This window comes from Bradyrhizobium sp. B025 (assembly GCF_042257955.1).
Classification (GTDB): Bacteria; Pseudomonadota; Alphaproteobacteria; order Rhizobiales; family Xanthobacteraceae; genus Bradyrhizobium; species Bradyrhizobium diazoefficiens.
Genome location: NZ_CP170150.1, coordinates 8063967 through 8085996, shown reverse-complemented (window position 1 = coordinate 8085996; position 22030 = coordinate 8063967). Strand labels below are relative to the sequence as shown.

Here is a 22030-nt window from a genome sequence, read left to right as displayed (position 1 = left end):
GATACCACTCACATCCCCGTGCGGCAACCATATTGCTGTATTTTCAGGGCCTTTCTTCACGCCAAGCTGATTCCACGACGGGCCAAAACGCGCTACGCAACGGCTGATGTCGACGACCTCAATCCCATCTGGCCGAGCCCGCGCGAAGACCCGGGTGAGTTTCAACCGCTTCCGGGCCTGGCTGGTTGCCAGCGCGGTCCGGCCGGAGGCCCGCCTGTGGCTGGTGATCCAGCTCGCGATCCTGCATGCGGTGCTCTGGACCTTCATCCTGATCAATCTCAAGGCAGCGCAGGACGTTCACATGGACGTCGCGGAAGCCTGGGGCTGGGGCCAGAAATTCCTGTGGGGCTACGGCAAGCACCCGCCGCTGTCGGGCTGGGTCGCCGGCCTCTGGTTCAAGGTGTTCCCGGCGGCGGACTGGGCGACCTATGCGCTGGCAATGGCGATCGTCGGCATCGGCATGGTGATCTGCTGGTTGCTGAGCTTGCGCGTCGTGGATGCACGGCGTGCGTTCCTGGTCGTGGTGATGGTCGCGCTCTACCCGATCTTCAATTTCAAGGGCTTCAAGTACAACCCGGACCTGCTCCAGCTCGTCACGCTGCCGCTGCTCGTGCTCGCTTATCTCAACGCCTTCGAGAAGCGGAGCTGGCAGTCCGGCATCTGGCTCGGCCTTGCCGGCGCGCTGGCGCTGATGACCAAATACTGGGTGCTGACCATGATCGGCGCCATCGGCCTTGCCGCGTTGATCCATCCGGAGCGCGTGAAGTTCCTGATGTCGCCGGCGCCGTGGGTGGCGATCGCGACGATGGTCGTGGCGATGATCCCGCACATCGTCTGGCTGGCGGAGGTGCATTTCGTGCCGCTGACTTATGCCGGCGACACCTACAGCCTCGAGGACAGCCGCCTCGTGCATCAGCTCGTGGCCGGCTATGCCCTGCATAATGTCGCGCTGCTGGCGCTGCCGGTGGTGCTGGCCGCGCTCGCCATGGCGTGGGTGCCGCCGTGGCGCAAGCTGCTGCTGCGTACGCCCTCGCGCATTATCACCCGCGCCTGGGCGCGCGGCGCCAATCCGGGTGTCAATGTCTCGCAGGCGCTGAATGTCTGGATCATCCAGATCATCGTCGCGGTTGGCCCGCCGCTCGGCGCACTGGTTTTCAGCATCTACATGAAGACCGATTGGGGCATCTCGCTGTTCTTCCTGGTGCCCTTGGCGCTGGTCGCGATCCCCGCGCTGCGGGTGCAGAGCGCGACCCTGTTCAACATCGTCGCGATCTGGCTCGTGCTCAGCGTTGCGACGCTTGCCGCCTCGCCCTGGATCGCCGCGCGCGAGATGGCGGCCAATGCCGGCAACGCAGCGATCTATGGCGCGCGCTCGGAGCTCGCGCGCGAATTGACCCAGGCCTGGCACACCCGCTTCGGCTCGCGCTGGGCCGTCGTTGCCGGCACGATGGAACAGATCCAGCCGCTGGTGTTCTACAGCCCGGATCATCCGTCCGCGCTGCTGCCGTTAGAGGCCTGGGATTCCGGCCTGACCTCGCGCGATGACGTCAAGCGATACGGTTTCATCGGCGTGTTCGACCCGACCGACGGCCGTCTGCCGGCGTTCGAGAAATGGGTGTCGGAGACTGCGCCGAACGCCGAGCGCATCGTGATGACGACGCGCCGCTTCACCCATGGCAAGGCCGGCCCGTCGATGAGCTGGAACATCTACATCGCGCCGCCGGCGAAGTGACCGAAGGTGCCGTAGGGTGGGCAAAGCGAAGCGTGCCCACCACTTCTGTCGCGATTGTCGAGAGATGGTGGGCACGGCGCGTCGCGCCTTTGCCTACCCTACGGCGCTGAGCGCATGGCGGGAGGGCGCTAAATCCCCTCCTCGTTGAACTTGCTTTCAACGAGTTCCGTGATCGCCGCGAGCGCGGCATCGGCATCCGCACCGGCCGCAGCGACCGTGATGGTCGTGCCGGGTCCCGCGGCGAGCATCATCAGGCCCATGATCGAGGTGCCGCCGACGGTCTCGCCGCCGCGCGTCACCCACACCTGCGCGTTGAAGCGCTCGACCGCCTGGACGAATTTCGCCGAGGCGCGTGCGTGCAGGCCGCGCTTGTTGATGATGAGGAGCTCCTTGGAGATCGCGCCCGCGGGCACGCCCGACCCGGCTTGCGGCGCGTCGTCGCTCATTTGCCGGCGAGCACGCGGCTGGCGATGGTGACGTATTTGCGACCCGCTTCCTGGGCCATCGCGATCGCGTCGGGCAGCGCGCGTTCCTCACGCACCTTGGCGAGCTTCACCAGCATCGGAAGGTTGATGCCCGCGAGCACCTCGACCTTCGGCCGGCTCATACAGGATATTGCCAGGTTGGATGGCGTGCCGCCGAACATGTCGGTGAGGATCGCAACGCCGTCGCCGGAATCGACGCGGTTAACCGCCTCGATGATGTCGCTTCGGCACAGATCGGAATCATCTTCAGCGCCGATCGTAATCGCTTCGATTTGCTTTTGTGGGCCCATGACATGTTCAAGCGCTGCCTTGAATTCGTCGGCAAGGCGCCCGTGGGTCACAAGTACTAGACCAATCATCGGAAAACTCCTCGCGGGCGCTTTTGGTGCACCGCACGAACGCGCCACTTTGACCATCCAGAGCCCCTGCGCAAGAGGGGATGTTGCGTATCTCCCTGAACTTAGACGGATGGATGAGGGGAGCTGCGCCGGTCTATTCGGTCGCGATAGTGGGGTTCATATGGTTACCATTTCCCTTCAAACAATCGCCTGAGGGATTAACGGAAGATGAACTCTTGGTAGTGGTCAAGGCCGCAACAACCAGTGGGAGGGGTGAATAATCGCGGCTAACAGGGATTCGCGGTATTTCGACACCTAAAATGCTTGTTTTCAGGGATTCGGCCGGCGGCAGGCGTTCCGCGTCCGCGGCGGCCAGATCGACCACGAGGCCGACGGTCGCATGCTCCACGAAGTTGCAGCGGCGGATTCCGAGGCCCCGGATCTCGATCAGGCCGGCGAGCGGCGGCGCGGGGCGGACTTCAATTTCGTCGCCGACTGTCGCCAGATGGACACGGTCATCACCGACCAGAACGGCCCTTTCGACCACGCCGGCGCGCCCCGCCATGATCAAATCGAAGGCAAGGCGCGACTTGCCGGAGCCCGACGGTCCGCGGATCAGCACTGCCAGATTCCCGACCTTGACCGCGGAGGCGTGCACGCTGGGCCCGCCGTCGCTCATAGCGCGGGCAGCCTCACCACGAAGCGCGCGCCGGCAACCGTCGGCGCGCCGTCCTCGTCCGCGGGGCCGGGGCGGTTCTCCGCCCAGATGCGCCCGCCATGCGCGTCGACGATCTGCTTGGAGATCGAGAGCCCGAGGCCGGAGTTCTGGCCAAAGCCCTGATGCGGACGGTCGGTGTAGAAGCGCTCGAAGATGCGCTCCAGCGCGTCATCGCGGATGCCGGGGCCGTCGTCGTCGACCACGATCTCGATTTCACCGCGCACGCGGCGGCAGGTGAGGCGCACCTTGCTGCCGGCCTCCGAGAAGGATTGCGCGTTGGAGAGCAGGTTCGAGACCACCTGCCCGAGCCGTGAATCGTGGCCGGTCACGGCGAACGTGTCGGTCGGCCCGCGCCCCTCGAAGCGCGCCTCGACCGCGACGTCGTGGCCGAGCTTGGTTTCGTTGGCGACCGAGACCAGCGTGCCGAGCAGGCGGCGCAGATCGACCGGAATCGCGTCCTGCCGCTGCAATTCGGCATCGAGCCGGCTGGCGTCGGAGATATCAGAGATCAGGCGGTCGAGCCGCTTGACGTCGTGCTCGATCACCTCGAGCAGGCGGGCGCGGCTGTTCTCGTTGCGCGCCAGCGGCAGCGTCTCGACCGCGGAGCGCAGCGAGGTCAGCGGGTTTTTCAGCTCGTGCGCGACGTCGGCGGCGAACATCTCGATCGCCTCGATGCGGCTGTAGAGCGCGTTGGTCATGTCGCGCAGCGCGCCGGACAGATGGCCGATCTCGTCGCGGCGACGGGTGAAGTCGGGAATCTCGACGCGGGTCTTGATGCGGCGGCGGACGCGCTCGGCGCTGTCCGCGAGCCGGCGCACGGGACCTGCGATCGTGCTGGCCAGCAGCAGCGACAGCATGATCATGACCGCGGCGGCGACGCCGCCGACTTTCAGGATGGCGAGGCGCTCTGCGGTGACCATCTGGTCGATGTCGTCGCCCTGGGTGGACAGCATCAGCGCGCCGTGGATGGCGCGCGAGCGCAGCACGGGGACCGCGACCGAGACGATCACCTCGCCGCGCGCATTGACCCGAACCATCGAGCGCTTCTGGCCCTGGAGCGCGTCGCCCACTTCAGCATAGCCATTGCCGTTCTCGGGCCCGAGCTCGCGATAGAGCGGCAGGTCGCCGCGGTTCAGCCAGGTGCGCACCGCGACCATGCCGCGCTCGACCACGCCGGGCTTCTCGGCGGACAGCGGCGGCAGGGGGAAGCGTAGCACGTTCTCGAGGTTGCGGCTGTCGAGCAGCAGGCTGCCGTTGGGATCGTAGATGCGGGCGCGCGTCTTGGTCGGCGAGATCAGCGTGCGCAGCACCGGCGCGACGCGCTCCGGATTGATCGGAAAATCCAGCGGCGAATAGTCGTCCGAGCCGCCATAGGTCTCGCCCGGCTTGAGGTCGAGCAGCCGGTCGGGGTCGATGGTGATGGCGTTGGTCTGCACCGTCGCAGAGGCCGCGATCGCACCGGCGATGATCTCAGCCTGCACCAGCAGGCTCTGCGCGCGCGCGTCGATCAGGCCGGCGCGGAATTGCGACAGATAGAGGATGCTCGCCACCAGCGCGACGAGGCCGGCGAGGTTGAGCGAGACGATGCGGCGGGTCAGGCTCGAGAAGGACAGCGCGAAGAAGAATTGCCCGGCGCGCTTGAGCCAGTTCAGCGGCCGCCAGCCCTGCGCAGCCGGCTTGTCCTCGGCGACGTGCACTGGAACGCCGTCGGATGCGATATCCTCGGCGCTCTGGTTCGGGTCAGGCTGCGTTCGGTCCAGCAATGCTTACGCCCGCGTTAGGACAGCTCGTGCGACGGTCCCCGCATTCTAGAGTCATCCCGGTTCCGATGGAACCAGAACCGGCAATGCTCCGGACATTCGCGAAGGTGCCCTGCCGCCTCAGGCTTCCTTGAAACGATAGCCGACGCCGTACAGCGTCTCGATCATCTCGAACTCGTTGTCGACCACCTTGAACTTCTTGCGCAGCCGCTTGATGTGGCTGTCGATGGTGCGGTCGTCGACATAGACCTGGTCGTCGTAGGCGGCGTCCATCAGCGCGTTGCGGCTCTTCACCACGCCGGGCCGGGTCGCGAGCGCCTGCAGGATCAGGAATTCGGTGACGGTCAACGTCACCGGCTCGTTCTTCCAGGTGCAGGTATGGCGTTCCGGATCCATGCGCAAAAGACCGCGGTCGAGCGCCTTGGCGTCGTTCTCCTTCGGCGCTACGGTCGGGTCCTTCGGCGCCGAGCGGCGCAGCACTGCCTTGACGCGCTCGACCAGCAACCGCTGCGAGAACGGTTTGCGGATGAAATCGTCGGCGCCCATCTTGAGGCCGAACAGCTCGTCGATCTCTTCGTCCTTGGAGGTCAGGAAGATCACCGGCAGGTCGGACTTCTGCCGCAGGCGGCGCAGCGTCTCCATGCCGTCCATGCGCGGCATCTTGATGTCGAGGATGGCGAGGTCGGGTTGGGTGGTGCGGAAACCGTCAAGCGCGGAAGCGCCGTCGGTGTAGGTCATGATGCGGTAGCCTTCGGCTTCCAGCGCGATCGAGACGGATGTGAGAATGTTGCGGTCGTCGTCGACCAAAGCGATTGTGGGCATGAGCCTCTGCTTTCTGCTTTCCGTTTGGGTCGTGGCTTGAAACGGCGAGCAATCCAGTGATGCGCCGCATACATGGGTCCCGAACTTGGCGTTCGAACTTTGTCACCGAGCAATGCAAGCTGGGCTGAAGTGTGACCAAGTTCCACGAAACACGGCAGATTCGCCGCATCCCGACCCATAACCAGACCCCCGTTTAGCCGAAAAAAGACCCCCCTTGCAACCACCTGAGCCGAGAAAGCCCATGCAACCGACCCCCGATTTCGACCCCGGAAAGCTCGCCAAGTCGCTGCTCAGGCGGTCGCGGCAGGGCGCTCTCGCAACGTTGATGGTGGGCAGCGGCGATCCCTATTGTTCCCTGGTCAATCTGGCGAGCCACCCGGATGGCTCGCCGATCCTGCTGATCTCCGGATTGGCCGTGCACACCAGGAACATCCTGGCAGATAGCCGGGTCTCCTTGATGCTGGATGAGCGCGCCGCCGGCGATCCGCTAGAAGGCGCCCGGATCATGTTGTCCGGCCTGGCGGAGCAGGCCGGCGCCGAGAAGGATCTTCTCGAACGGCGGTATCTGAATGCGCACCCGTCGGCGGAAGCCTTTGTTTCGTTTAAGGACTTCTCGTTCTTCAGGATCCGGCCCACGGGAACCCATCTGGTGGCCGGCTTCGGACGGATCGTCGACCTCAAGCCGGAGCAGTTTCTGACCGATCTCAGCGGCGCCGAGGACCTGCTGGCGGCGGAAGAGGGGGCCGTGGAGCACATGAATGCCGACCACCGCGACGCCATGGGCCTCTACGCCACCAGGCTGCTCGGCGCCGCCGCCGGCGACTGGCGCTGCACCGGCTGTGACCCGGAGGGCCTCGACATGCAGGACGGCCAGACCGCGCTGCGGCTGGACTTCCCGGAGCGGGTGACCAGCGGCACGGCGCTGCGCAAGATGCTGGTCCGCCTTGCCGGCGAGGCGCGCGCGAAGGCGGAGGAGCCGCGCCAGAATTGAACGCCGCTGCCGATCGCTGCGACCCAACACCGTGAGCGGTTCGGGATTGGCAGCGAGAGGGTTCATGACGCATCGTCGTTTGGCGTTGGCCGCGGGTCTGGCGCTCGCGATCACCACGTCGCTTGCCACCCCCGGTCTTGCCCAGAAGGCCGATCTCGCCGCACAGGGCGCGCGGATCAACGCGCTCAACCAGGCCGGCAAATATGCGGAGGCGCTGCCCCTGGCGCAGGCCATGGTGGCGAGCCTGGAGAAGGGCAACGACGGCCGCGAACTCTCCGCCGCGCTCAACAATCTCGGCCAGGTCTATGCCGGCCAGGGCCGCGACGACCTCGCCGAGCCGATCTACAAGCGCGCGATCGCGCTGATGGAAAAGTCGCTCGGCCTCGACACCGCCTTGATCGCGCCCGAGCTGAACAATCTCGCCGCGCTGTATCAGCGGCAGGGCCGCTTCACTGAAGCCGAGCCGCTGTTCAAGCGTGCGCTGGCCATTCGCGAAAAGGCGCTGTCGCGCGAGCATCCCGATGTCGGCCAGGCCCTCAACAATCTCGCCACGCTCTACGTGAAGCAGGAGCATTTTGCGGACGCCGAGCCGCTGTTCCAGCGGGCGCTCGCGATCTATCAGAAGGCCGCCGGGCCCGAGCATCCCGCGGTCGCCACGGTTCTGAACAACATCGGTCAGGTCGATCGCGACCTCAACCGCGATGCGGATGCCGAGGCGCCGATCAAGCGCTCGCTCGCGATCCGCGAAAAGGTGCTGGGTCCGGATCATCCCGACGTCGCGCGTTCGCTGAACAATCTCGCCGGGCTCTACGAGCACCAGCAGCGTTATGCCGATGCCGAGCCGCTCTACCGGCGCGCCCTTGCGATCCGCGAGCGCGCGCTTGGGCCGGACCATCCTGACGTCGTGACCTCGACCAGCAATCTCGCTTATTTCCTTTATGTCTCCGGGCGCACTGCCGATGCCTTGCCGCTGGCGGAAAGGACGCTTCGCAGCGGCCGCGCGCAGCTGCGTGTGGTGCTGCCGATCCTGTTTTCCGCGCGGCAGCAGCATCTCCTCTCCGACGACAAGGCCCTCGACGAAGCGCTGGCCGCGATCCAGCGCGGCACGCAATCGTCCGCCGCATCCGCCGTGAACAAGCTCGCGGTGCGGCTTGCGGCCGGCAGCGACCGGCTCGCCGAGCTCGCGCGCAAGGAGCAGGATCTCGCGGCCGAGGCCGAGGCGCTCGACAAGGCGATCATCACGGCGGTGTCCAAGCAAGCCGCGCAACGCGACGTCGCGGCCGAGCAGCGCAGCCGCGCGCGGATCGCGGCGATCGCGAGCGAGCGCGCCGGCTTGCAGAAGACACTCGCCGTCGAGTTTCCCGACTATGCCTCGCTGTCCAATCCGCTGCCGCTCGGCGTGAAGGACATCCAGCCGTTGCTGTCGGCCGACGAGGCGATGACGATCTATTCCGTCGTGGACAAGCAGGGCTATGTCATCGCGATCACGCGCGAGGGCGTCGACTGGAAGGAGATTCCGCTCGGCGCGGACGCGCTGGCGCAGAAAGTGTCTGCGTTCCGCAAGGGGCTCGACGTCGGCAAGGCACACGATGCGTCCGGCAAATCCGGCCTGTTCGACCTCGCGCTCGCCAATGAGCTCTATGTCGCGCTGCTCGGCCCGGTCGAAGCGCTGACGAAAGACAAGCGCAGCCTGCTGGTGGTGCCCTCGGCCGCACTGACCGCATTGCCGTTTCATCTGCTCGTCACCGAGAAGCCGCAAGCTGCGATCCCGGACAAGCTCGAAGGCTATCGCAGCGCCGCCTGGCTGTTGCGGCGTCAGGCCGTCTCGGTGCTGCCGTCGGTGATCAGCCTGAAATCGCTGCGGGCCTTTGCGCGCAAGGATCAGGGCGTCAAGCCAATGACCGGCTTTGGCGATCCCGTGTTCAACCCTGCAGCCGAAGGGCCGGCCGATCGTCGCGCCGCAAGCGGCAAGGTCGCCGCGCGCAGCATCGCGACGATTGCCTATACCGACTTCTGGCGCGGCGCCGGCGTCGATCGTGCGCGGCTTGCGCAAGCGCTGCCGCAGCTGCCTGACACTGCCGACGAACTGAACGTGGTGGCCAGGGATGTCGGCGCAGGCGATGTCGATATCCATCTCGGCCGCGACGCCAGCGAAACGACGCTCAAGCGTGCAGCGCTTGCTCAATACAGCATCATCTACTTTGCCACCCACGGACTCGTTGCGGGCGACGTCAAGGGACTGGGCGAGCCCTCGCTCGCGCTCTCCATTCCCGATCAGCCCTCCGAGCTCGACGACGGTCTTCTCACCGCGAGCGAAGTCGCCCAGCTCAAGCTCAATGCGGATTGGGTTGTGCTGTCGGCCTGCAACACCATCGCCGGCGACAAGCCCGGCGCAGAGGCCCTGTCGGGATTGGCGCGCTCGTTCTTCTATGCCGGTGCCCGCGCGCTCCTGGTCTCGCATTGGGCAGTGGATTCGGAAGCTGCCACCCGCTTGACCACGTCGACATTCGCTCTGCTCAAAAACGAACCAAGAATCGGTCGTGCCCAAGCATTGCGCCGCGCCATGTTGACGTATCTCGACGACGCCTCGTCGCCGCGCAACGCCTATCCTGCGATGTGGGGACCGTTCGCACTGATCGGCGAGGGAGACGTACGATAGACCGCCAGGGAATTGTGCGTCGCAATAACCCCCGATAACGTCGAAACGCGCATTTGGTTGCGCGATCATTCGTGATTTTTTGATGCACCTGCTCAGAGCAGACATGCGCGACGTTTGGCGCGGTCCTTGAATAAACCAAATCCTGCGGGATCGGCTTGGCAACGCCAGCGTTCATCAGTATTAGGTCGCCCAACCTAGGCCGGATGGCCTATTATTCACGGTGACTGCGATGGCGCCAAAGCTTGGTCGCGCTATGTGTCGCGGGTTCTAGGAGGATTTTTTCGTGCAAGAGACGGGCGTGCGCAACGGTGCCTTCGGCGCCGACAAATTCGGCTTAAAGAATCTCAAACAGGTTCACTGGAACCTCGGCGCGCCGCAACTCTATCAATACTCGCTCTCCGCGGGCGAGGCGGTGCTGTCTGCCGACGGTGCGCTGTGCGCCGACACCGGCGAGTTCACGGGCCGCAGCCCCAAGGACAAGTTCACGGTGCGTGACGCCACCACCGACAAGAAGATGTGGTGGGCCGGCAACCAGTCGATCACCGCGGAGCAGTTCGAGACGCTCTATCAGGACTTCCTCAAGCACGCCGAAGGCAAGAGCCTGTTCGCGCAGGACCTCTACGGCGGCGCCGATCCGGCCTACCGGATCAAGACCCGCGTGTTCACCGAGCTCGCCTGGCATTCGCTGTTCATCCGCACGCTGCTGATCCGCCCCGAGGCGATCGAGCTGTCGACCTTCACGCCCGAGCTCACCATCATCGACATGCCGAGCTTCCGCGCCGATCCGAAGCGCCACGGCTGCAAGTCGGAGAACGTCGTCGCGATCGACTTCGCCCGCAAGATCGTGCTGATCGGCGGCTCCTACTACGCCGGCGAGATGAAGAAGTCGGTCTTCACCACGCTGAACTACTATCTGCCCGAGCGCGGCGTGATGCCGATGCACTGCTCGGCCAATGTCGGCGCCAAGGACGATGCCGCGATCTTCTTCGGCCTCTCCGGCACCGGCAAGACCACGCTGTCGGCCGACCCGAACCGCACCCTGATCGGTGACGACGAGCACGGCTGGGGCCCGAACGGCGTCTTCAATTTCGAAGGTGGCTGCTACGCCAAGTGCATCAAGCTTTCGCAGGAAGCCGAGCCGCAGATTTATGCCGCAAGCACGCGCTTCGGCGCGGTGCTCGAGAACTGCGTGCTCGACGAGGACACCCGCGTGGTGGACTTCGACGACGGCTCCAAGACCGAGAACACCCGCTCGGCCTATCCGCTCGACTTCATCCCGAACGCTTCGCGCACCGGCCGCGCGCCGCAGCCGAAGAACGTGGTGATGCTCGCCGCCGACGCCTTCGGCGTGCTGCCGCCGATCGCAAAGCTGTCGCCGGCGCAGGCGATGTATCACTTCCTCTCCGGCTACACCGCCAAGGTCGCGGGCACCGAGCGCGGTCTCGGCAACGAGCCGCAGCCGGAGTTCTCGACCTGCTTCGGCTCGCCCTTCCTGCCGCTCGATCCATCCGTCTACGGCAACATGCTGCGCGACCTGATCGCCCAGCACAATGTCGACTGCTGGCTGGTCAACACCGGCTGGACCGGCGGCAAGTATGGCACGGGCTCGCGCATGCCGATCAAGGTGACGCGCGCGCTGCTCACCGCGGCGCTCGACGGTTCGCTTCGCAACGTCGAATTCCGCACCGACAAGTATTTCGGCTTCGCGGTCCCGACCGCGCTGCCGGGCGTGCCGAGCGAAATCCTCAACCCGGTCAACACCTGGAAGGACAAGGACGAGTTCGACAAGACCGCGCGCGCGCTGGTCGGCATGTTCCAGAAGAACTTTGCCAAGTTCGAAGCCCAGGTCGACGCCGAGGTGCGCGCGGCCGCGCCGGACGTGAAGCTCGCGGCGGAGTAAGGTCGCATCATTTGAGAATGCAAAAGGGCGGCCGCGAGGCCGCCCTTTTTGTTGTGTGCCGAGTATGAGCGACAGCTTGGAGGTGGAAGTCCTCTATCCAGCCTGATGGCGGCGAAGGATTAGCGAAGCGCAAGGGCGTCATCGTGAGGTGGGGTCTGAAGAAAGCGTGGAGCAAAGCCGCGGCCCGATGGACAAACACCGGATAACGAGGCCTACCCGGCCGGACGAGCGAGCAATTGATCGCGAAGTCCAAGGTCATCAAAGGTCGGGGTGGTAAATTCGGCGGGCGTGCGGTGAAGGCGGTCGGTCTTACCTCGGGAGGTCTGCGCTGTGTCTCGGCAACGAGACTGAGACCGTCGCAAGACGGCCTGACCGCAGCGCAGAAGTCAGCCGAGGGCGTAGTAGGCGGCAGCGCGCCGCTGAAGGCCTGAACGGTGGAAGTGGTCAGTAGAGCGGCGATCTCGTGCGAGCCATGCGGCAGAAGAATCAGGTCGAGCTGAACTTGAGCCCCGGAGCGGAGGGTGAAGCCCGAAGCGCCGGCGCCCGAGAGCCTGAAGCGCGTGCGGCGGAAGTCTGTCTCGAACGCCCGGCGGTCGCAGGACCGTCGATGGAAGACGTTGTCGAGAGTGAGAATCTGAAGGCAGCGTTGGCGCAAGTAAAGCGCAACAAGGGCGCGGCGGGCGTCGACGGGATGACCGTCGGCGAGCTGTCAGCCCACCTGAAGGAGCACTGGCCTGCGATCCGAGCCCAGTTGCTTGACGGCACCTACAAGCCACAGCCGGTGCGGCGGGTGGAGATACCGAAGGCGTCGGGCGGCCTGCGGCCGCTCGGCATTCCGACGGTGCTCGACCGCTTGATCCAGCAGGCGGTGATGCAGGTGCTGCAGGCGGATTGGGATAGGACGTTCGCCGAGACGAGCTTCGGCTTTCGGCCGGGGCGCTCGGCACATCGGGCGGTGGAACGGGCGCAGGCGTACATTGCGGCCGGCCACAGCATCGTGGTGGACATCGACCTGGAGAAGTTCTTTGACCGGGTCAACCACGACATCCTGATGGGACTGGTTGCCAAGCGGGTTGCTGACAAGCGCATCCTGAAGCTCATCCGCGCCTTCCTGAATGCGGGTGTGTTGGAAGGAGGGCTGGTCAGTCCGACGGAAGAGGGCACGCCGCAGGGCGGTCCGCTCTCGCCGCTGTTGTCGAACCTGATGCTGGATGTGCTGGACAAGGAACTGGAGAAGCGCGGCCACCGCTTCGTGCGTTACGCCGACGACTGCAACATCTACGTGCGCAGTCAGCGGGCGGGCGAACGGGTGCTGGCTGGCGTCGAGAGGTTCCTCGAAAAGCGCCTCAAGCTCAAGATCAACAAAGCGAAGAGCGCGGTTGCCAAACCGAGTGTTCGCAAGTTCCTGGGCTTCAGCTTCACCGGCGGGCAAGAACCGCGGCGGCGCATCGCGCCGCAGGCACTCGCCCGCTTCAAGGCGAAGGTTCGGGAGCTCACGCGACGCACGCGTGGTCGATGCCTCGTGCAGATCGCCAAAGAACTGTCGACCTACCTGATTGGGTGGCACGGCTACTTCGGCTTCTGTCAAACCCCGTCGGTGTTGCGCGTGCTTGACCAGTGGATCAGGCGACGGTTGCGCGCCGTTGCCTGGAAGCAATGGAAGTATGGACCCGCTCGCTTTGCCGAGTTGCGACGCCGCGGCGTCGGCCGGGATCTGGCGGCGCAAACCGCCGGCAGCCCACGTGGCCCTTGGCGGCTCGCGAACAGCCCCGCGCTCACCATTGCTCTGCCAAACGGCTTCTTTGCCTCACTCGGCTTGGCTTCCGTCGCGGCACGGCGACCCGCATAATCCGCTGAACCGCCGGATACGGACCCGTATGTCCGGTGGTGTGGGAGGGGCGGAGCCGCGAGGCTTCCCCCTATCCCGATTGTGGCGAGATATCTCCACCGTCATTGCGAGCGCAGCGAAGCAATCCAGAAATCCCTCCGCGGAGACAGTCTGGATTGCTTCGTCGCTACGCTCCTCGCAATGACGTGGAGGCAGCTCAAGCCTTGAAATACGCGATCTGCGTCGTCGTCGCGAGCAGCCTTCCGTTCGGCGACCACAGCTCGGCGTTCTGGTCGGCGTAGCTCTTGTGCATGATCTTCGAATCGGCCGTCGCCAGCACGCGCGTGATGTCCTCGGCTGCGAGCTCCTCGCTGTCGGTGTGAAAATAGGTCGTCAGCGACACCGTGCCGAACGGCACCAGCTCGCGCCGCGCGTGGAAGATGCGGCCGAAGAAGGCGTCCGACATCGACATCAGCGACAGCATGTCGAGCCTGCGCGGGGTACGGTCGCTGATCCAGATTTTCGAATAGGTGCTGGCAAGCTCGGCCTGCGGCGGGCCGATCCGCATCTCGCCCTCGACGAAGCGGAATTCGTATTGGTTGGCCCAGGACGCCGAGATTTTCGGGAACGGCAGCGTCTCTTCGAACAGCTTTGCGTCCGGGACCGTCGCCACCCTGTGCTCCCAGGACGGCCGCCGCTCGGCGAACACCGCGGTTGCGAGCGTCGCGACCTCGCCGCCGCCCTGCGACAGTTCGACGCTCCAGTGCTGGCTGGAGCGGTTGGCCTTTACCAGCCGCACATCCAGGTCAAACGGGCCCTTGGCGATCGGCGCGCAGTAATTGACGGTGAGCGCCAGCGGGTCGCCGGCGCGCTGCGGATGCTCGATCAACGCGCGCAAGATGGTCGCGGCGGTGGCGCCGCCGAACGGACCGACAAAGGCCCAGTAATCGTCGCTGGTGTGTCCCTGCCAGCTGGAGTCACCGGCGGTGATGCGGGTGGCGTCGTCGAACGGGTGCGGGAGCTTGGCGTGCATGGGTGTTTCCGTCTGTCATTCCGGGCGATGCGAAGCATCGAACCCGGAATCTCGAGATTCCGGGTTCGGCTCTGCGAGCCGCTCCGGAATGACGATCGTCATACCACAGCCATTGCCTGGCTGTGCAATAACCTCGCAGGTAACGCCGATTTCACACTGCGGAAAATCAGCCTGCGGCGTCGCGCAGGTCCGGCAGCAGCGGCGTGGTCGGATTGACCGGCACGTTCCAGATCTCCTCGGCATATTCGCGGATGGTGCGGTCGGAGGAGAACCACGCCATGCGCGCGACATTGAGGATCGAAGCGCGGGTCCAGGCCGGCGCCACCTGCCAGCGCGCATCGACCGCGCGCTGCGCCTCGTAGTAGGAATCGAAATCGGCGCTGACCATGTAATGGTCGAGATAGCGCAGCGCATGCGCGATGGATTCGAAGCGGCCGGGGTCGCCGGGCGAGAACTCGCCGGCGCCGACCGCGTTGATGGCGCGCTGGAGCTTTGGCGAATTGCGGATCACGTCGGAGGCATCCAGTCCCTGCTTGCGCCGGATCATGACGTCGCCGGCCTCCATGCCGAAGATCGCGATGTTCTCGTTCCCGACATGGTCGCGGATCTCGATATTGGCGCCGTCGAGCGTGCCAATGGTGATGGCGCCGTTGAGCGCCAGCTTCATGTTGCCGGTGCCGGAAGCTTCCATGCCGGCGGTTGAGATCTGCTCGGACAGGTCGGCCGCGGGGATGATCACCTCCGCGAGGCTGACATTGTAGTCGGGCAGGAAGACGACCTTCAGCTTGCCGCCGATCGTGGAGTCGTTGTTGACGACCTCGGCGACGTCGTTGATCAGCTTGATGATCAGCTTGGCGTATTTGTAGCTCGCCGCCGCCTTGCCGGCGAAGATCTTCACCCGCGGCACCCAGTTGCCGTTGGGATCGTCCTTGATCGACTGGTACAGCGCGACCGTCTCGATGACGTTGAGCAGCTGGCGCTTGTATTCGTGGATGCGCTTGATCTGCACGTCGAACAGCGCACCCGGATCGACCTTGATGCCGAGCCGCTCGCCGATCAGCCGCGCCAGAGCCGTCTTGTTGTGATGCTTGACCGCGCGGAACTTCTTCTGGAATTCGACGTCGCTGGCGCGCGCCTCGATCAGCGAAAGCTGCGTCGGATCGTCGAGCACGGCGTCGCCGCAGGTCTCGCGCAACAGGTCGGTCAGCTTCGGGTTTGCCAGCATCAGCCAGCGGCGGAAGGTGATGCCGTTGGTCTTGTTGGTGATGCGGCCGGGATAGAGATGGTTGAGATCGTGGAATACGGTCTCGCGCATCAGGTCCGAATGCATCGCCGAGACGCCGTTGATGCGGTGCGAGCCGACGAAGGCAAGCTGGCCCATGCGCACGCGGCGGCCGCTCTTCTCGTCGATCAGCGAGACCGAGGCGCGGAAGTCGATGTCGCCGGGCGCGCGCGCCTCGGCGAGCGCCAGATGCTGGACGTTGATGCGGTAGATGATCTCCAGATGCCGCGGCAACAGGCGTTCGAACAGCTCGACCGGCCAGGTCTCGAGCGCCTCGGGCAGCAGCGTGTGGTTGGTGTAGGACAGCGTTGCGACCGTGATCTTCCACGCCTCGTCCCAGCGGAAATTGTGCAGGTCGACCAGGATCCGCATCAGCTCGGTGACGGCGAGGCTCGGATGGGTGTCGTTGAGCTGCACCGCGACCTTCGACGACAGGCTGCGAAGCTGGCCGTCGGACGACAGATGCCGCTTGACCAGGTCCTGGAGCGAGGCGGAGACGAAGAAATATTCCTGGCGCAGGCGCAGCTCGCGGCCCGCCGGGCTCTCGTCGTTCGGATAGAGGAATTTGCAGATCGCTTCGGCGCGCGACTGCTCGGCGCTGGCGCTGACATAGTCGCCCTTGTTGAAGGCGTCGAGCTTCAGCGGATCGGGCGAGCGTGCCGACCACAGGCGGAGCGCGTTGACGTGCTGGCCGCGCCAGCCGACGATCGGCGTGTCGTAGGCGATCGCCTGCACGGTCTCGCCCGGATGCCAGATCGCGCGGTCGCGGCCCCTGTCGTCGACATGCTCGACGCCGCCGCCGAAATGAATGTTGTAGATCACTTCCGGCCGCTGCAATTCCCAGGGGTTGCCGAAGCCGAGCCACTCGTCCGGATATTCCTGCTGCCAGCCCTGGTTGATGATCTGGCGGAACAGGCCGTAATCGTAGCGGATGCCGTAGCCGATCGCCGGGATCGAGAGCGTTGCCATGCTCTCCATGAAGCAGGCGGCAAGCCGCCCGAGACCGCCATTGCCGAGCGCGGCATCCGGCTCGCATTTGCGCAGTTCGGGCAGGGAGACGCCGAGGTCGCCGAGCGCGACCTCGAAGATCTTGAGCAGCCCCATATTGTTGAGCGCATCGGTGAAGAGGCGGCCGATCAGGAATTCGAGCGAGAGATAATAGACGCGCTTGCGCCCCGCGTCGTAGCTGTGCTTCTCGGCCGTGAGCCAGCGATGCACGATGCGGTCGCGCAGCGCGAGCGCCGCGGCCTGGTACCAGTCGTGCCTGGTCGCCATGCCGGCGTCCTTGCCGATGGCAAGGCGCAGCTTCGCCAGGATCGCGCCCTTGATCTCGGCCAGCGCGAGCTCGTCGATGGGCTGGTCGGGGGCGGGAAAGTTTGGCTGGAACGATTGATCTTGCAAGGCCGTCACTTCCTGGTCGACAGAAACACCACTAACCCTACGCGTCTTGCCTCTGCACCGGAACTATCGCCGGTGCGGCCGTGCACTGCGCTGGCGCAAATTTATGCAAGGAACGGGCCGATTTGGGAACCCGGACGAGCACGGAGAACGTGGATTTGGTGCTAGAATGGCGGCCAATTCAGCCATCAGTGTGGAGGAGACGCCCCATGAGACTGCTGATTGAAATCGCTGCTGCAGCGCTCCTCGTCATCTGCATCGCCACCTCGAGCGCCGCCTTCGCCGCCGGCAAGGGCCGTAGCGCTGATGGCCTGAGCTGCGGCTTCAGCGTTCCACAGAATGCGTCTCCCGCACAACGCTGCGCCGCCATCAAGCGCCAATGCGGCGGCAAGTTTTATGCGAATGCGTGCGGGGACAAGTTGGTGTCGGCGGTGAATTGAGGGGGAGGAGAGGGAAGCGGAAACTGCTTCCCCATCGTCGTCCCGGCGAAGATTTCGGTGTCGCCTTCGCGCCAGCTTTCACCACAACGTCGTCCTGGCGAAAGCCAGGACCCATTACCCCGACTGTCAGAGAAGGCCCGAGCGGTCATTCCAGTCGGGATTTTCTTGTTCGATCAGCTTGATCTTCCAGTCCCGTTTCCAGAACTTGAGCTGCTTCTCGCGCGCGATCGCTTCCTGTGGCGTCGCGAACGCTTCGACGTGAACGAGACGGAAGATCTTGTACTTCTGCACGAACTTGGAGCCGCGGCCGGAGCGATGTTGTTCAAGCCGCGTGCGGATGTCGCTGGTCACGCCGACATAGATCGTCCCGTGATGGCGGCTTGCGAGGATGTAGACGTAGTAGCTGCCTGCGCTCATGGCTCAAGCTCGCAAAGGCAACGCTGACCGGGGTAATGGGTCCTGGCTTTCGCCAGGACGACGATCTCAACAACCAATCCTTCAGCATCAGAACAAATTAAGAACACTTTAGCAAGTCTTTGATATATCATTGTGATTCGGCGCGTTGCCGACACAATATCTAGCGCCTGCCAGACTTTGCGAGGACTACATGTCCACCATCGCCTTCGACCAGTTTGCCCTCACCCGGATCGCCGATTTCGCGCGCTCGCTGTCGCGGCTGCATCAGGCGGCGCGGCGCCAGAGGATCGATGACGACCAGCTCGACCGCGAGTTCAACGCGGTGTGCCAGTCGATCTGGGGCTACACCATCGACGACATCAGCGACGACCTGTTCTCGGTCGAGGACCACCTGTTTCTCGACACGCTGGACGAAGCGCATGCGCGCATCTTCGCGGCCGAGCAGGGCTATGACCTCGTTGGCGATCAGGGCATGCTGACCGACTGGTGGGGTTTCTGCTGGATGATCCTGGCCGAGAAGCGTGGCCTGCTGACCCAGGAAAACCGCGCCGCCGCGCGGGCGGCGATCGAGGAGAAATATCTGGCGGCGCCGAATGTGATCGGGGTGATTATCGGGAGGTGACTCACCATCCTCCGTCATTGCGAGCGTAGCGAAGCAATCCAGAATCCTTCCGCGGAGGGATTCTGGATTGCTTCGTCGCAAGTGCTCCTCGCAACGACGGCTTGGTTACAGTTGGGTCCTAATCCAGTCCTGCCCGCTTCGCCGGCTTCGCCTGCGTCTTCGGCACCGTCACGTCAGGCAGCGTCTCGCGCACGATCTCCGCCGCCGGCGCATCTGCTGCCACCGTCTCAGCGCGCACCGGGGCCACCTTCATCTCGCCGAGGCGCGCGCGGACCTGTGCGGTGAGGCCGGGATAGGAGGCGACCGGGGTGAAGTCGGCGGTCTGGTCGTTGCCAACGCGGATGCCGGTATAGGCGACGAGGCCGTCGGAGGTGGCGATCACGTCGCCAGCCTTCAGCGAAGAATCCAGCGCGAGATCGACCGGGGCGAGGCCGACCGGCTCGCGGCCGTTGCAGGTGCAGTCCGCGCGCAGCGCCTTGCGATAGGCGAACGCGTTCTCGCTGTCGGCGTAGCGCTCGCCGGTCTGCGACGCGGCGCCGTCGATCGAGGAGCCGAAATAAATCTTTGTCGCGCTGGCAGGACAGAACGCCTGACACATCTGCGCCGGCGAGGCGAGGCCGCGCATCAGCGGGAAATATTTGCCATCGCAGCTACGCACGCAGAACGCCGGGCCCGAGCCGCCGGCGGCCGCTGAGCGTGTCGGTGGCACATATTGCGGGGTTGCGGGATTCTGCTGGCCGGTGAAGGGATCGGCGTAGGAGCTCGCCTGCTGCGGCACCTCGCGCTGCGGCCGCTGCTGCTGCATGCCGCCGAAGAAGAAGTCGAACAGGCCTTCGGCCGAAACCGGGGCGGGAGCTGCAAGCAGCGCGGCTGCCAGGGTGGCGGCCACAAGCATCGCGCGACGCCGCCGGCGCGCATGGGACATGACTGTACGCAACGCTTACTCCACCCGACGCTACTGAACCGGCCGCGACCCGCGAGGTCTCAGCACAGGATTCACCATAAGGCGGGATGGTAAATGAGCGGTTGAGGTCACCTCTCCCCGCCTGCGGGGAGAGGTCGGATCGCTCTTGCGATCCGGGTGAGGGGGGACAGGTCTCGCGGCCATCTTACCCGTGGAGGGTGGCCCCTCACCCCAACCGTCAGCGCGAGCGAAGCTCGTCGCGGCCCCGTAAGAACGGGGCGAGGGGGAAGAGTCGTCACGCCTTCAAGAATTCCGACGCCTTGTAGAGCGAGCGGAACGGCAGGCCGGCCGCACCGAACGTGTCGGTGGCGCCTTCCTCGCGGTCGACCATGGTCAGCACCAGCACCACCTCGGCGCCGGTCTCGCGCACGGATTCCACCGCCTTCATCGCCGAGCCACCTGTCGTGGTGACGTCCTCGACGATCACGACGCGCTTGCCCTGGAGCGTCTCGCCCCTGGGCAGGCCTTCGATCGCGAGCTTGGCGCCGTGCTCCTTCGGCTTCTTGCGCACGAAGAACGCCGCGATCGGATGGCCCTTGATCCAGGAGATCTGAGCCAGCGCGCCGGCGAGCGGCACCGCGCCCATCTCAAGCCCGCCGATGAAATCGAGATTGTCGTCCTTCAGCGCCTCATAGGTCAGCTCGGCGAGCAGCGTCGCGCCCTCCGGGTCGAGCATGGTCGGCTTGAGGTTGAAGTAGAAATCGCTCTTGCGGCCCGACGCGAGCGTCACCTCGCCGCGGCCGAAGGAGCGCCGGCGGATGATTTCGAACAGGCGGGCGCGGGAGGCTGATTTCGACACGGCGGTCCCTCGGGAGCGTTTTTGGAAGTGGCGGAATTTATCCGCGACGGCCGCGACATTCCAGAGGGGACAGGTCCAGTCAACAGGGATCGGCCGACGATCGGCCATCCCGGACCGCCGGTTGTGGGGTCGCAACCTTCTGGAGTAGGTGAGGGCTCATGCCTTTTGGGGAAGGAAACGACGCATGACCATCGAGCTGCACACCTGGAACACGCCGAACGGCCGCAAGATCTCGGTTGCGCTGGAGGAAATGGGGCTGCCCTACAAGGTGATCCCGGTGAACATCACCAAGGGCGAGCAGATGGCCCCGGAGTTCCTGAAGCTCTCCCCCAACAACAAGATCCCTGCGATCGTCGACCCCGAGGGGCCGGACGGCAAGCCCGTCAGCATCTTCGAATCCGGTGCGATCCTGCTCTACCTGGGCGAAAAGACCGGCAAATTCCTGCCGAAATCGCTCGCGGGTCGTATCCCGGTCTACGAATGGCTGATGTGGCAGATGGGCGGCTTCGGCCCGATGCCCGGCCAGGTGCATCATTTCATCGCGCTCGAGAACGAGCAGGACCGCGCCTACGGCCTGAAGCGCTTCATGGCCGAAACCCGCCGGCTCTACGCCGTGCTCGACCGCCGGCTGGCGGACCGCGACTTCGTCGCCGGCGACCTCTCGGTTGCCGATTTTGCCATCCTGGGCTGGGCCTGGCGCCATCCACGCCACAAGGTTGAGCTGGCCGACTTCCCCAACGTCAAGCGCTGGTACGAGGCCCTGATGGCGCGGCCTGCGGTGAAGCGGGGCATGGACGCGAAGCTGGATTGATTGGGCCTTTTTCCCTCCCCCCTTGTGGGGGAGGGTGGCTCGCCGCGTAGCGGCGAGACGGGCGAGGGGTCTGTCTCCACGAACTCATCCGCATCTGTGCTCGGGGAAGCAACCCCTCATCCGGCGCTTCGCGCCACCTTCTCCCACAAGGGGAGAAGGAAGAAAGGCAATCACACCTTCCGCGCTTCCACCGCCATCCTGACCGCAAGCCCGGCCAGCACCGTGCCCATCAGCCAGCGCTGCACCAGCATCCAGCTCGGCCGGTTCGCCAGGAACAGCGCGATCGAACCTGCCGCGAGCGCGATCATCGCGTTGACGCTGACGCTGATCGCGATCTGGATCGCGCCCAGCACCACCGACTGCGTCAGCACGCTGCCGGCTGCGGGATCGATGAACTGCGGCAGCAGCGCCAGATACAGCATCGCGATCTTCGGGTTGAGCAGATTGGTGACGAAGCCCATCGCGAACAATTTGCGCGGACTGTCGATCGCAAGCTGCTTCACCTGGAACGGCGAGCGCCCGCCCGGCTTCACCGCCTGCCAGGCCAGCCACAGCAGATAGCCGGCACCGGCAAAGCGCAGCGCGTCATAGGCAAAGGGAACGGCGAGCAGCAGCGCCGTGATGCCGAACGCCGCGCACAGCATGTAGAACACGAAGCCGAGCGCCACGCCGCCGAGCGAGACGATGCCCGCCGCCGGCCCCTGCGTGATCGAGCGCGAGATCAGGTAGATCATGTTCGGTCCCGGCGTGAGCACGAGGCCGAGGCAGACGAGAGCGAAGCCGAGCAGCGCGGAAGTGTGGGGCATGGGAGAACCGGTGCAGGAGATGCGGTGGTTCTAATATGCGCGAGGCGGCGGAGCCATCGCGCAATTGCTCGGAGGACAATTCGATTCAGCGCGTGTCTCTCTGGCGTCGTCCCGGCGAAGGCCGGGACCCATACCCCCAGGGAGAAGTGTGGTGCGGGATCGTAGTGGGCAAATTTCGCCCAACTCGATCCTGTGGTTATGGGTCCCGGCCTTCGCCGGGACGAC

19 protein-coding genes are annotated in these 22030 nt (G+C 65.0%); 8 read left to right on the top strand and 11 right to left on the bottom strand.

Translation table 11 applies throughout. The features are described from left to right. Positions 1–106: 106 nt before the first annotated feature. Positions 107–1732, top strand: a complete 1626-nt coding sequence (locus tag ACE10W_RS38180; protein ID WP_304549169.1) for a glycosyltransferase family 39 protein — start codon at positions 107–109, stop codon at positions 1730–1732. Between the two features lie 128 nt (positions 1733–1860). Here ACE10W_RS38180 and ACE10W_RS38175 read toward each other — a convergent pair whose 3' ends face one another. The 5 genes from ACE10W_RS38175 to ACE10W_RS38155 all read right to left on the bottom strand — a co-directional run bounded on the left by ACE10W_RS38175 (position 1861) and on the right by ACE10W_RS38155 (position 5855). Next, a complete protein-coding gene (locus ACE10W_RS38175) occupies positions 1861–2178 on the bottom strand; it encodes an HPr family phosphocarrier protein (RefSeq protein WP_011090869.1) in 318 nt (105 codons plus the stop codon). Further along, positions 2175–2576 carry a PTS sugar transporter subunit IIA gene (locus ACE10W_RS38170; protein ID WP_011090868.1) on the bottom strand — a complete coding sequence of 134 codons (402 nt, stop codon included), beginning with the start codon at positions 2574–2576 and terminating at the stop codon, positions 2175–2177. The genes ACE10W_RS38175 and ACE10W_RS38170 overlap by 4 nt, the downstream gene beginning before the upstream one ends. Positions 2577–2709: 133 nt before the next feature. Beyond that, on the bottom strand, positions 2710–3234 hold the full coding sequence (locus ACE10W_RS38165; RefSeq protein WP_304549167.1) for an HPr kinase/phosphorylase: 525 nt from the start codon (positions 3232–3234) through the stop codon (positions 2710–2712). Next, positions 3231–5036: a sensor histidine kinase gene (locus ACE10W_RS38160; protein ID WP_028175918.1), complete on the bottom strand. Its 1806-nt coding sequence runs from the start codon at positions 5034–5036 to the stop codon at positions 3231–3233. Before ACE10W_RS38160 ends, ACE10W_RS38165 begins: the two co-directional genes overlap by 4 nt. 117 nt (positions 5037–5153) lie before the next feature. Continuing rightward, positions 5154–5855 (bottom strand): response regulator transcription factor, encoded by a 702-nt coding sequence (locus tag ACE10W_RS38155; RefSeq protein ID WP_008542552.1) that lies wholly within the window; start codon positions 5853–5855, stop codon positions 5154–5156. A gap of 241 nt (positions 5856–6096) precedes the next feature. On the opposite strand from ACE10W_RS38155, the gene ACE10W_RS38150 reads away from it, so the two are divergent. The 4 genes from ACE10W_RS38150 to ltrA all read left to right on the top strand — a co-directional run bounded on the left by ACE10W_RS38150 (position 6097) and on the right by ltrA (position 13254). Beyond that, positions 6097–6846 carry a HugZ family protein gene (locus tag ACE10W_RS38150; protein ID WP_060910018.1) on the top strand — a complete coding sequence of 250 codons (750 nt, stop codon included), beginning with the start codon at positions 6097–6099 and terminating at the stop codon, positions 6844–6846. A gap of 64 nt (positions 6847–6910) precedes the next feature. Beyond that, a complete protein-coding gene (locus ACE10W_RS38145; RefSeq protein ID WP_304549140.1) occupies positions 6911–9505 on the top strand; it encodes a CHAT domain-containing protein in 2595 nt (864 codons plus the stop codon). Between the two features lie 283 nt (positions 9506–9788). Then, the gene (locus tag ACE10W_RS38140) at positions 9789–11405 is read left to right on the top strand and encodes a phosphoenolpyruvate carboxykinase (protein WP_011090863.1); all 1617 of its coding nucleotides are present in this window, start codon (positions 9789–9791) and stop codon (positions 11403–11405) included. Between the two features lie 607 nt (positions 11406–12012). Then, complete coding sequence (ltrA, locus tag ACE10W_RS38135) at positions 12013–13254, top strand: group II intron reverse transcriptase/maturase (protein ID WP_232208763.1); 1242 nt, start codon at positions 12013–12015, stop codon at positions 13252–13254. A gap of 196 nt (positions 13255–13450) precedes the next feature. On the opposite strand, the gene ACE10W_RS38130 is transcribed toward ltrA, so the two are convergent. Together ACE10W_RS38130 and ACE10W_RS38125 are read right to left on the bottom strand one after the other, a co-directional pair. Further along, positions 13451–14266: an acyl-CoA thioesterase II gene (locus tag ACE10W_RS38130; RefSeq protein ID WP_161532446.1), complete on the bottom strand. Its 816-nt coding sequence runs from the start codon at positions 14264–14266 to the stop codon at positions 13451–13453. A gap of 166 nt (positions 14267–14432) precedes the next feature. After that, complete coding sequence (locus ACE10W_RS38125) at positions 14433–16949, bottom strand: glycogen/starch/alpha-glucan phosphorylase (RefSeq protein ID WP_304549139.1); 2517 nt, start codon at positions 16947–16949, stop codon at positions 14433–14435. A gap of 206 nt (positions 16950–17155) precedes the next feature. Here ACE10W_RS38125 and ACE10W_RS38120 point away from each other — a divergent pair, with 206 nt between their 5' ends. Then, positions 17156–17386, top strand: a complete 231-nt coding sequence (locus tag ACE10W_RS38120) for a hypothetical protein (RefSeq protein WP_304549138.1) — start codon at positions 17156–17158, stop codon at positions 17384–17386. A 126-nt stretch (positions 17387–17512) separates the two neighbouring features. On the opposite strand, the gene ACE10W_RS38115 is transcribed toward ACE10W_RS38120, so the two are convergent. Then, positions 17513–17803, bottom strand: coding sequence for a GIY-YIG nuclease family protein (locus ACE10W_RS38115; protein ID WP_304549137.1), 291 nt, complete (start codon positions 17801–17803; stop codon positions 17513–17515). Between the two features lie 190 nt (positions 17804–17993). Here ACE10W_RS38115 and ACE10W_RS38110 point away from each other — a divergent pair, with 190 nt between their 5' ends. Then, entirely contained in the window at positions 17994–18425 is a 432-nt protein-coding gene (locus tag ACE10W_RS38110; RefSeq protein ID WP_011090858.1) for a hypothetical protein, read from the top strand. Between the two features lie 118 nt (positions 18426–18543). On the opposite strand, the gene ACE10W_RS38105 is transcribed toward ACE10W_RS38110, so the two are convergent. Further along, the gene (locus ACE10W_RS38105) at positions 18544–19320 is read right to left on the bottom strand and encodes a DUF2865 domain-containing protein (protein ID WP_304549134.1); all 777 of its coding nucleotides are present in this window, start codon (positions 19318–19320) and stop codon (positions 18544–18546) included. Between the two features lie 304 nt (positions 19321–19624). Next, positions 19625–20188 carry an orotate phosphoribosyltransferase gene (pyrE, locus tag ACE10W_RS38100; protein ID WP_027547500.1) on the bottom strand — a complete coding sequence of 188 codons (564 nt, stop codon included), beginning with the start codon at positions 20186–20188 and terminating at the stop codon, positions 19625–19627. 184 nt (positions 20189–20372) lie between these two features. Here pyrE and ACE10W_RS38095 point away from each other — a divergent pair, with 184 nt between their 5' ends. Continuing rightward, positions 20373–20999 carry a glutathione S-transferase family protein gene (locus ACE10W_RS38095; RefSeq protein ID WP_011090855.1) on the top strand — a complete coding sequence of 209 codons (627 nt, stop codon included), beginning with the start codon at positions 20373–20375 and terminating at the stop codon, positions 20997–20999. Positions 21000–21169: 170 nt separating this feature from the next. Here ACE10W_RS38095 and ACE10W_RS38090 read toward each other — a convergent pair whose 3' ends face one another. Beyond that, complete coding sequence (locus ACE10W_RS38090) at positions 21170–21805, bottom strand: LysE family translocator (protein ID WP_028176044.1); 636 nt, start codon at positions 21803–21805, stop codon at positions 21170–21172. Positions 21806–22030 lie beyond the last annotated feature (225 nt).

Coding starts and splice junctions, on each gene's coding strand:
- ltrA (WP_232208763.1), top strand. CDS start 12,013: ATGGAAGACGTTGTCGAGAGTGAGAATCTGAAGGCAGCGTTGGCGCAA.
- ACE10W_RS38095 (WP_011090855.1), top strand. CDS start 20,373: ATGACCATCGAGCTGCACACCTGGAACACGCCGAACGGCCGCAAGATC.
- ACE10W_RS38145 (WP_304549140.1), top strand. CDS start 6,911: ATGACGCATCGTCGTTTGGCGTTGGCCGCGGGTCTGGCGCTCGCGATC.
- ACE10W_RS38130 (WP_161532446.1), bottom strand. CDS start 14,266: ATGCACGCCAAGCTCCCGCACCCGTTCGACGACGCCACCCGCATCACC.
- ACE10W_RS38175 (WP_011090869.1), bottom strand. CDS start 2,178: ATGAGCGACGACGCGCCGCAAGCCGGGTCGGGCGTGCCCGCGGGCGCG.
- ACE10W_RS38120 (WP_304549138.1), top strand. CDS start 17,156: ATGAGACTGCTGATTGAAATCGCTGCTGCAGCGCTCCTCGTCATCTGC.
- ACE10W_RS38155 (WP_008542552.1), bottom strand. CDS start 5,855: ATGCCCACAATCGCTTTGGTCGACGACGACCGCAACATTCTCACATCC.
- ACE10W_RS38090 (WP_028176044.1), bottom strand. CDS start 21,805: ATGCCCCACACTTCCGCGCTGCTCGGCTTCGCTCTCGTCTGCCTCGGC.
- ACE10W_RS38180 (WP_304549169.1), top strand. CDS start 107: ATGTCGACGACCTCAATCCCATCTGGCCGAGCCCGCGCGAAGACCCGG.
- ACE10W_RS38110 (WP_011090858.1), top strand. CDS start 17,994: ATGTCCACCATCGCCTTCGACCAGTTTGCCCTCACCCGGATCGCCGAT.
- ACE10W_RS38165 (WP_304549167.1), bottom strand. CDS start 3,234: ATGAGCGACGGCGGGCCCAGCGTGCACGCCTCCGCGGTCAAGGTCGGG.
- ACE10W_RS38105 (WP_304549134.1), bottom strand. CDS start 19,320: ATGCTTGTGGCCGCCACCCTGGCAGCCGCGCTGCTTGCAGCTCCCGCC.
- ACE10W_RS38170 (WP_011090868.1), bottom strand. CDS start 2,576: ATGATTGGTCTAGTACTTGTGACCCACGGGCGCCTTGCCGACGAATTC.
- ACE10W_RS38115 (WP_304549137.1), bottom strand. CDS start 17,803: ATGAGCGCAGGCAGCTACTACGTCTACATCCTCGCAAGCCGCCATCAC.
- ACE10W_RS38150 (WP_060910018.1), top strand. CDS start 6,097: ATGCAACCGACCCCCGATTTCGACCCCGGAAAGCTCGCCAAGTCGCTG.